Origin of the sequence: Winogradskyella sp., from assembly GCF_965656915.1 — a bacterium.
GTDB lineage: Bacteria > Bacteroidota > Bacteroidia > Flavobacteriales > Flavobacteriaceae > Winogradskyella.
Map to the genome: position 1 here is coordinate 22,888 of NZ_CBFHMI010000026.1, position 9,238 is coordinate 32,125.

Annotated in this window: 9 protein-coding genes and 1 pseudogene; 7 read left to right on the forward strand and 3 right to left on the reverse strand. The window is 32.6% G+C overall.

Annotated elements, in window-relative coordinates:
- The 3 genes and pseudogenes from ACTG3Y_RS08225 to ACTG3Y_RS08235 all read left to right on the forward strand — a co-directional run bounded on the left by ACTG3Y_RS08225 (position 1) and on the right by ACTG3Y_RS08235 (position 1,619).
- Entirely contained in the window at positions 1 to 762 is a 762-nt protein-coding gene (locus ACTG3Y_RS08225; RefSeq protein ID WP_439152447.1) for a DUF1501 domain-containing protein, read from the forward strand.
- Positions 763 to 843: 81 nt separating this feature from the next.
- Positions 844 to 987, forward strand: a pseudogene (locus tag ACTG3Y_RS08230) (DUF1501 domain-containing protein); the annotation flags it as partial.
- Between the two features lie 254 nt (positions 988 to 1,241).
- Positions 1,242 to 1,619 carry a hypothetical protein gene (locus ACTG3Y_RS08235; protein WP_439152448.1) on the forward strand — a complete coding sequence of 126 codons (378 nt, stop codon included), beginning with the start codon at positions 1,242 to 1,244 and terminating at the stop codon, positions 1,617 to 1,619.
- A 211-nt stretch (positions 1,620 to 1,830) separates the two neighbouring features.
- On the opposite strand, the gene ACTG3Y_RS08240 is transcribed toward ACTG3Y_RS08235, so the two are convergent.
- The 3 genes from ACTG3Y_RS08240 to ACTG3Y_RS08250 all read right to left on the reverse strand — a co-directional run bounded on the left by ACTG3Y_RS08240 (position 1,831) and on the right by ACTG3Y_RS08250 (position 4,688).
- Positions 1,831 to 2,964: an ATP-binding protein gene (locus ACTG3Y_RS08240; protein WP_439152449.1), complete on the reverse strand. Its 1,134-nt coding sequence runs from the start codon at positions 2,962 to 2,964 to the stop codon at positions 1,831 to 1,833.
- A gap of 30 nt (positions 2,965 to 2,994) precedes the next feature.
- Positions 2,995 to 3,747, reverse strand: coding sequence for an SDR family NAD(P)-dependent oxidoreductase (locus ACTG3Y_RS08245; RefSeq protein ID WP_439152450.1), 753 nt, complete (start codon positions 3,745 to 3,747; stop codon positions 2,995 to 2,997).
- A 77-nt stretch (positions 3,748 to 3,824) separates the two neighbouring features.
- Positions 3,825 to 4,688 carry an aldo/keto reductase gene (locus ACTG3Y_RS08250; protein ID WP_439152451.1) on the reverse strand — a complete coding sequence of 288 codons (864 nt, stop codon included), beginning with the start codon at positions 4,686 to 4,688 and terminating at the stop codon, positions 3,825 to 3,827.
- Between the two features lie 104 nt (positions 4,689 to 4,792).
- Here ACTG3Y_RS08250 and ACTG3Y_RS08255 point away from each other — a divergent pair, with 104 nt between their 5' ends.
- The 4 genes from ACTG3Y_RS08255 (at position 4,793) to ACTG3Y_RS08270 (ending at position 9,185) form a co-directional block, all read left to right on the forward strand.
- A complete protein-coding gene (locus ACTG3Y_RS08255) occupies positions 4,793 to 5,362 on the forward strand; it encodes a DUF4382 domain-containing protein (protein ID WP_439152452.1) in 570 nt (189 codons plus the stop codon).
- Between the two features lie 155 nt (positions 5,363 to 5,517).
- Positions 5,518 to 6,519: an AAA family ATPase gene (locus tag ACTG3Y_RS08260; protein ID WP_439152453.1), complete on the forward strand. Its 1,002-nt coding sequence runs from the start codon at positions 5,518 to 5,520 to the stop codon at positions 6,517 to 6,519.
- A gap of 73 nt (positions 6,520 to 6,592) precedes the next feature.
- A complete protein-coding gene (locus ACTG3Y_RS08265) occupies positions 6,593 to 7,459 on the forward strand; it encodes a DUF58 domain-containing protein (protein ID WP_439152454.1) in 867 nt (288 codons plus the stop codon).
- A gap of 7 nt (positions 7,460 to 7,466) precedes the next feature.
- Positions 7,467 to 9,185, forward strand: a complete 1,719-nt coding sequence (locus tag ACTG3Y_RS08270; RefSeq protein ID WP_439152455.1) for a hypothetical protein — start codon at positions 7,467 to 7,469, stop codon at positions 9,183 to 9,185.
- Positions 9,186 to 9,238: the final 53 nt, after the last annotated feature.

The window sequence follows — 9,238 nt, forward strand, 5'->3', positions numbered from 1 at the left end:
ATGGAAAGACGTAAATTTTTAAAGAACTCTGCACTAGCAAGTAGTCTGTTTTTTGTCCCAGGTTTTGTTAAGGCATTTGAGTCTGTGTCTGCTCATCAATTAGATTATAAGCGATTGGTTATAATTCAGCTGGCAGGTGGAAACGATGGTTTAAATACAATTATTCCTTACACTAATGATTTGTATTATAATGCTAGACCTAAGTTAGCAATCACAAAAGATATCATAAAGGTTAATGATGATTTGGGTTTTCACCCTAGTTTAGAACCTTTAAGAGCGCTGTTTGTTAGCGGAGAGCTTTCATTAATAAATAATGTGGGTTACCCAAATCCAGTACGATCACACTTTAGGTCTATGGATATCTGGCAAACAGCCAGTGGCTCTGATGAATATTTACAAAGCGGATGGCTCGGTAGATATTTAGATGAACATGGTAAACAGCCCTACAATGCTATTGAAACAGATGAAGTTCTAAGTCTTGCACTAAAAGGAGAGCACTTTAATGGTATTGCTACAAATGATTATAGAGTGTTTTACAGGTTGTCAAAAGACCCATATTTTAAGGGTATATTAGAGCACCATAATGACACACATTTAAGCGAACATAATTTAGGTTACTTATATCAAACCATGATTGAGGCTAAGTCCTCAGCCAAGTATATTTATGAAAACACTAAAGTAAAATTATCACAACAAGATAATCTGCAAAACAAATTTGCAAGACAGTTAAAAAATGTAGCTCAGTTCATTAACTCTGGCTAAGAAACCAAAGTATTTTACAACTCTCATACTGGTTTTGATACGCACGCTAATCAAGCAAATAAACAGAAACGTTTATTATCGCAATATGCAGAGAGTGTTGCGGCATTTGTAAAAGATCTAAAACGAAGTAGAACTTTTGAAGACACGTTGATTTTAACCTTTTCTGAATTTGGAAGACGTGTTAAGCAAAATGCTGCGAACGGCACCGCATGGTGCAGCAAATAATGTTTTTGTAATAGGTAAGAATCTTAAAAAAGGTGGTTTTTATAATGAATTAGCAAGTCTCAATGATTTAGATGAAAAATGGTGATTTAAAATACGAAATTGACTTTAGAACAATCTACGTCACTATTTTAAGTCAATGGCTTAAAGCTGACGATACTAAGGTTTTAAACAATTCTTTTGAAAAGTTGAATTTTATTTAGTCTTAACTTACGGAAATCGTTTTTTCATTACATTTATTAAAAAAAGCTACAATTATGAAAAGGCTAACACTACTATTGGTGACCTGTCTAATGCTTTCTTGTAATTCTGATGATGATAATTCAGGACCACAGAACTGTACTGATGTTTATATCTATGGTTTAAAAGTAACCGTAAAAGATTTATTTAACAACGCCATAATAACAGACGGATTAACAGTAATAGCTACTGATGGTTCTTATACAGAAGAACTAATGCGGACTGAAAATTTAAACTATTTTATTGGTGCAGGTGAGCGTGAAGGTGCCTATGTCATAGAGGTTACTTCTAACGATTATCAAACTTATTTTTCAGATTATGTTGAAGTCGAAAGGACAGAAGATGACTGCCATGTTATTACAGAAGAATTAGAATTTTTTCTGGAATCTAACTAAAGCAAAAAACCTTGTCTCTTTGTCATGATTAATTGACTGAAACAAGGTTATTTATAATTGATTAATAGCACTATAAAAATGCATATAATTTTAACTAAGTCAGCAAAAATTATGTTGAATTGCAAAAAAAAATGTATAACGTGTAATTGCTTAAAACTAACTTCGACAAGACGCAAAAAATCACGGTAAAATTTACCAATAATACGACCAACTAACTGTATTTGACCTTACGTAAAATTCTAATTGTCTCTTTATAAGATTTGTAAAGATTGTCGCCATATTTTTTAAGATACGGTTTGGCATATACTAGTTTAGGCAATGCATCATCAAACCCATTGAGATAACATATTAAATAACTAGCTGCTAAATTTTCAAGATCTACCTCTTCGTGCTCTGCTAATGAGAGGTTTTTCTCTAGTTTTTCTAGTATGGTATTATTTGTATTGTAGATATGGTACAACACTTTTTTGTCAAATTGTGGTGGTTTAAAAATTAAATTAGCTTCTATAGTATAGTTTGCGTTGTTGTCAAAATGAATGGATGTTTCTTCAAGTTTAAAATATTTATAAGAGTGTTGCAAACCAAGCTTAACATACTCCACAATTTTAAACGTATCGTTGGTATAATCTATAGATACTTCGTCTAATGCAGAATAGAATAATCGTACCTGTTCATTTATAAGTTCTATATCTACTCTAGAGTAAAAAACTTCATCCTTAACTATTTTATCAGATCCAGACCAGCACAACACAAAATACTCTTTAAATACTTTGTATTGTGGCTTATAATCTTGCCGCTTATTCATAAAATCAAACACACCATCTAAGGTTAGTTTAATATTGTTTTGTGCATGATTTTCAATGGCAGAGACTAATTTAGAATTGACATCTTTAATTTCAATATCAAACACCTTTGGCACACTCATACTTCCATCTCTAAAGAAAACGGAACCACCATAGTATTTCCAGATATTTTTCCGCAATGATGTAATTTGTTCGTTTGGTCTGATGGTAACTAAGCCTACAACTTTATCATCTGGTAAATGCGGAAATGGGATATTTTCATATTGTACAATGGGAGGATGTGTAAGGTAGGCATTGATGAGGTTTTGAATTTTACTATCATCAAAAAAATCTACACCAATTATTTTATTGTCTTCATCTTCAACTCCAATAACGATATAAGAATTATTTTTTGGATTGCTATTGGAAAGCGCACAGATATGTTTTAAAAATTTAGCTTTTCCCTCTTTAAAACTTATATCAATTTTTCGTTTTTTATCATAGAAGCTATTCTCATCATTATGAGCAAGTAAGTTTTTTATGAGAAGTCTTTTGTTGATCATACAATACCTCTATGAAAGCAACTTTTTCTTTCAATCATCTTTTTTTAATGTGATAGAATTTGCTTGTGCTGTTGGAAATACCAATACATCAGCTAGGTTAACATGAGCTGGTCTTGTTACTGTGAAATAAATAATTTCTGCAATATCCTTTGCTTGTAACGCCTTATAGCCTTTATAAACGTTGTCTGCAGCACTGTCACCTTTAAAACGTACTTGTGAGAATTCTGTTTCTACTAAACCTGGATTAATAGCGCTGACTTTAATTCCAAATGGATTTAAATCAATACGCATACCTTCAGTTATGGCTAAAACAGCATACTTACTAGCGCAATAGACATTGCCTTTAGGGTACACTTCCTTCCCTGCTGATGATCCAATATTAATAATATGTCCAGCTTCTCTTTCCGTCATATTTGGTATGATGGCTTTGCTGACATACAGTAATCCTTTTACATTAATATCCATCATAGCGTCCCAATCATCTAAACTTCCTGATTGTATTGGGTCTAATCCATGTGCGTTCCCTGCATTATTTATAAGGATATCAATATTCTGAAATTCTTTAGGAAGTGATTCAATCGCATTGAGCGTTTTTTCTCTATCACGTACATCAAAATTTAAGGTGTGGACATTTGTTTCTTTAGATAATGCTTTTTCAATACTATCCAATCGTCGCTGTCTTCGACCACAGAGTACTAGATTGATTCCATGTTCCGCAAATTTATGGGCAGTAGCTCTTCCTATACCACTTGTTGCGCCTGTTATTAAAGCTGTTTTTTTCATAGTTCTGTCATTCCTGCGAAGGCAGGAATCTTAATTTTTAATTACTAATTCAATTTTGACTGTGACTAAAATCTCAATTAAGGTACCTTATGCCCTTGTCCTGCTACTAAAATTAAGAACCAATCCGTGAGATCAAGTTCTATTTTTGATGCTTCAACGGCGTGGTTAAGTCGATCTTTAGTAGTAGTGCCAACAACTAGGTGGATACCTGCAGGATGTTTCATAATCCAAGCTAATAATAATTGATCTTCTGTTGCATTATATTTATCCATCAACTCACCAAGCTGCTTGTGTATGCGTCTGGTTTGTTCATTGTCTTCCCTGAATACAGTTCCTAATGGTGACCAAGCCATTGGTTTAATACCATTTGTGATCATATAATCTAATGCACCATCATGCATGGCAGAATGTTGAGTTAATGAAAATTCAATCTGATTCACATCTATATCTATTCGTAAACCAACCATTTCCATTTGAGAAGGCGTAAAGTTTGAGACACCAAAGTCTCTGATTTTGCCATCTTTTTTCAAAAGTGTTATTGCTTCTTCAATCTCTTCAGCAACCATTAAAGGACTTGGGCGATGGAGTAATAATAAATCTAAATAGTCTGTATTTAAGTTTTTTAAAGATTCTTCAACGGACCATATAATATAGTCTTTACTGTAATTGTAATGTTTAACCTTATTGTCTCTGTTTTCACAAACATACTGAATACCACATTTTGAAATGAGTTGAATATCTTCACGTTTAATCCCAGAATCTGTGAAAGCCTTTCCAAAATCAGCTTCAGTGGTATAAGCTCCGTAAATATCCGCATGGTCAAAAGTAGTAATGTTATTAGAAATACAATGGTGCATTAAAGCGTCCATTTCTTTTTTTGAGAGTTGTTTGCCCCAACTTCCCCAGGTCATAGTACCTGCAATTAATCGAGAATATGTCACTTTTTTTACAGTTTATATTGATTTTTATGCAATTGGTGTATAAAAATACTCAAATATTAAGGATTAAGGTATTATTGTTTTTAATTATTCCATTTCTCAAAATCATGAAACAATTTCAACCCATTAAAGCTCTATTGTTAATCGTAATGATATTATTTTGCACTACATCTTGTTCTAAAGAAGATATTAGTTCTAGTGGTGAAATGTCTAGTATTAGTGTAAATCTGAAAAGTACAGTTGGTGAGCTGAATAATGTTTTTATCGATATTGAAGCCGTTCAACTTAGAGTAAAACCAGACGAAAATTCCACCAATACATGGATGAGTTTGCAAACTATTAATCAAGGATCTCACAATACTAATGATATAACTGAAGGCTCTGAATTAGTATTGGTTAATGATTTTCAAATAAATTCAATTCATATTTATGAAATAAGACTGGTGTTAGGTGAGAATAATTTCATCAATTTAAATAACGTATTATACAATTTAGAAATTACTGATTTAGGAAATTCTAAACCATCAAATTTATTAGAGACAGAGTTAATAGCAAATCGTTTTTATGATTTCATAATTGAAATAGACATTGATAGATCTGTGAGTATTAATGAAAACGAAAACATGATGATTTTAAACCCTAAATTATATACAGAAATAAGACAATTCCAGTATTAATTATATTAATCCATAATTATTAAGGCAAAATGAGCAATACTTTTGTTTTGCTCATCTTTTTTTAACCAATTGTTAACAGCAACTAACGAATAATTTTAACACTTTGCAAGTTCTAAAAAATTACAAAAAAAGTTTAGCTCTTAAATAGAATAAACATGGAAGAAACGAGTACAATTGATATTAAATCGATTAATGAAAAGATTGAAAAAGAAAGTGCATTTGTAGATTTATTAACCTTTGAAATGAATAAGGTCATTGTAGGTCAAAAGCACATGGTAGAGCGTTTACTAATTGGCTTACTGGGACAAGGTCATATTTTATTAGAAGGTGTGCCTGGTTTAGCAAAAACATTAGCTATAAATACACTATCAAAAGCTATTGACGCTAGTTTTAGTAGAATTCAGTTTACTCCAGATTTATTACCAGCAGATGTTGTTGGAACATTAATTTATAACATAAAAGAGAATGATTTTTCAATTAAGAAAGGTCCAATCTTTGCCAACTTTGTGTTAGCAGACGAAATTAATAGAGCACCAGCGAAGGTACAATCAGCTTTATTAGAGGCTATGCAAGAAAAGCAAGTTACAATTGGTGATGAAACTTTTATTTTGGATAAGCCATTCTTGGTAATGGCAACTCAAAACCCTGTAGAACAGGAAGGAACTTATCCTTTACCAGAAGCACAAGTTGACCGTTTTATGCTAAAAACAGTAATAGATTATCCTAAATTAGACGAAGAGCAACTCATTGTAAGAGCAAATCTAAAAGGAACATATGAAAAAGTAAATCCAGTTGTTTCTATAGCGCAAATCTTAAGTGCGCAAGAAGCTGTGAGGGAAGTTTACATGGATGAGAAAATTGAAAAATATATACTAGATATCGTATTCGCAACGCGTTATCCTGAAAAATACAAATTAGGTGATTTAAAAGCCTTAATTTCTTTTGGTGCGTCACCACGTGGTAGCATTAATTTAGCAACTGCCGCTAAATGTTACGCATTTATTAAGCGAAGAGGCTATGTAATTCCGGAAGATGTTAGAGCAGTAGTACACGATGTATTACGTCACAGAATCGGAATTACCTATGAAGCTGAGGCAGAAAATGTAACCTCAGAAGACATTATCAATAAGATTGTAAACGAAATCGAAGTACCATAGGATTTTAGATTTAAGAATACGAACTTCGATTTTCCAAATCGTCAATCAATAATCTTCAATCGAAAATTGAATCATGGACACTAAAGAACTTCTAAAGAAAGTACGAAAAATAGAGATTAAGACACGTCGTTTGTCTGATCATATTTTTGGTGGAGAATATCACTCTACGTTCAAAGGACGTGGTATGACCTTCTCGGAAGTTCGCCAATATCAATATGGTGATGATGTTAGAAATATAGATTGGAATGTTACAGCACGCTATAATGAGCCGTACATAAAAGTTTTTGAGGAGGAGCGTGAATTAACCATGATGTTAATGGCTGATGTTTCTGGTAGTAAATTTTTTGGTACCAAAAATCAATTTAAGGATCAGATTGTTACAGAAATAGCTGCAACACTGGCTTTTTCGGCAACACAGAATAATGATAAAATAGGATTGATTCTATTTTCTGATGAAATAGAACTTTACATTCCACCTAAAAAAGGACGTTCTCATGTGTTAAGAATTATTCGAGAACTATTAGAATTTCAGCCTAAAAGCAAGAAAACAGACATCGCTCAGGCATTTAAATTTCTATCGAATGTAATGAAGAAGAAAGCCATTGTTTTTGTGCTTTCAGACTTTATTGCGGATGACTACAAGCAAAATTTGAAAATTGCCGCAGGTAGACATGATATCACTGGTATTAGAATCTATGATAAGCATGAAGAAACTATTACCAATGTTGGTATGGTACAGATGGAAGATGAAGAAACGGGAGAAATGTTATTAGTTAATACGGCTTCTAAAAAAGTAAGACTCAATTATGGTTCGTTTTATAATGAGAAAGTGAGTTACTTTAAAGATAGCTTTACAAAGTCTGGTGCTGGTATAATAAGTTGCAGAGTAGACGAAAGCTATGTGAAAAAATTACTAGGTTATTTTAAAAGAAGAGGATAAGCGAATGATGAAATACGATTTGAGATATAAGAATAATGAACTAGCTAAAACTTCGGTTTTCCGTAAAAGGTTGTCTGTCGTTTTTTATATGGTCTTTTTTCTTTTGTCTTTCTTTTCATTTTCGCAAGTGAAAACCGAAGTCGATACTACAAAAATTAAAATCGGCGAACAAATCAACTTTAAAATAAATATAGAAGCAGATTCAACGGCGTTAGTTGTTTTTCCAGAGGGACAAACATTTATGCCTCTAGAACTGGATGAAGCTTTAGAAATTGATACCACCAAAAAAGATACTAAGTTTTTATTGTCTAGAATATATAAACTAACACAGTTCGATTCTGGAGCTTACACCATACCTAGACAAAAAATTCTTATAGGTGATAATCCATTTTTTACGGATTCTCTAAAAGTTGAAGTTAATACCGTTGAGGTAGATACTACAAAACAAAAACTCTATGATATTAAACCAATTATAGAAGTTGAGAAAAGTGGAAGTAATTGGTGGAAATGGATCTTGGGCGCAATTGCTGCGATTGCATTAGTTGCTTTTCTATTGTACTGGTTTATTTGGCGAAAAAAACCATTAACAGAAGAGGAGGAGATAGCATTATTACCACCATATGATCGTGCTAAACTGGCAATACAAAAATTGGATGAAAGCCAATACCTTATGCGTTCAAAGGTTAAAGACTATTACTCAGAACTTACGTTTATTATTAGAAAATATTTAGATGAAAAAGTGTATGACCGCGCATTAGAGAGCACGACAGATCAGTTAATAGATCGCCTTCAATTACTTAAAGAAGGAAATCAGATTCCACTTACTAAAGACACCATAAAAAATATTGAGGCCATATTAAAAAGAGCGGACTTGGTGAAATTCGCTAAATCTTCCCCAGATACAGTACTAGCAGAGATGGACAAGGCAACAATAGATAAGGAAATTGATGCCGTGAAAGCAAGTCTGCCAGAGCCAACAGAAGAAGAGAAATTATTGAATGAACAATATAAAGAAGAACAAGAACGAAAGAAGAAACACAGAAAGATTAGTCTTACTGTAGTAATTTCTTTATTCCTGATTATTACAACTTTTGTTGGCTTCGGAATAAAATATGGATTTGGTTATGTGAAAGATACTATCATCGGTCATGAAAGTAAAGAATTATTAGAGGGAGAATGGGTGCAAAGTGCCTACGGATTTCCGCCAATTTATATTGAAACACCAGAAGTTTTAAAACGTACAGAGATTGAGGTGCCTGAAGAATATAAAGATAAGATTGAAACATCTGTTTTTAGATATTTATCCAAAGCATCAGGAATTGATATTCAGGTAAGTACAACTGCTTTTAAAGAAACCCTTGCGCCAGGCGAAAAGCCAAAGCAAATGACGGATGATGAGAAAGCACAAGATCTATTAAGAACTTCTGAGAATTATTTAAAAAAGTTAGAAGCTGATGGTGCTCAAAATATCACAGTAAAAAGAGATCAGTTTATTACACCAAACGCTGCTGAAGGACTAAAGACTTATGGTACTATGAATATTGCCTTAGGTGATAATGAACCAGAAATTTCAAACTATATCAATTTGTTGTTTAGAGCAGATAATGTTAGACAGCAAATCATATTAGTTTGGAGAGCTGATGATACCTATGCGGACGATATGATTGAAAGAATAGTTGATTCCGTAGAGCTCAATCCATACGAACCTGATGAAGACGAAGAATGATGTTTGAGAATATAGAATTTTTAAATAAAGAATTATTTTGGTTGCTATTGCTT

What these genes read in the sequence shown, in the direction of transcription:
- ACTG3Y_RS08245 (WP_439152450.1), bottom strand. Translation starts at nt 3,747, where the DNA reads ATGAAAAAAACAGCTTTAATAACAGGCGCAACAAGTGGTATAGGAAGA.
- ACTG3Y_RS08260 (WP_439152453.1), top strand. Translation starts at nt 5,518, where the DNA reads ATGGAAGAAACGAGTACAATTGATATTAAATCGATTAATGAAAAGATT.
- ACTG3Y_RS08240 (WP_439152449.1), bottom strand. Translation starts at nt 2,964, where the DNA reads ATGATCAACAAAAGACTTCTCATAAAAAACTTACTTGCTCATAATGAT.
- ACTG3Y_RS08235 (WP_439152448.1), top strand. Translation starts at nt 1,242, where the DNA reads ATGAAAAGGCTAACACTACTATTGGTGACCTGTCTAATGCTTTCTTGT.
- ACTG3Y_RS08265 (WP_439152454.1), top strand. Translation starts at nt 6,593, where the DNA reads ATGGACACTAAAGAACTTCTAAAGAAAGTACGAAAAATAGAGATTAAG.
- ACTG3Y_RS08270 (WP_439152455.1), top strand. Translation starts at nt 7,467, where the DNA reads ATGAAATACGATTTGAGATATAAGAATAATGAACTAGCTAAAACTTCG.
- ACTG3Y_RS08225 (WP_439152447.1), top strand. Translation starts at nt 1, where the DNA reads ATGGAAAGACGTAAATTTTTAAAGAACTCTGCACTAGCAAGTAGTCTG.
- ACTG3Y_RS08255 (WP_439152452.1), top strand. Translation starts at nt 4,793, where the DNA reads ATGAAACAATTTCAACCCATTAAAGCTCTATTGTTAATCGTAATGATA.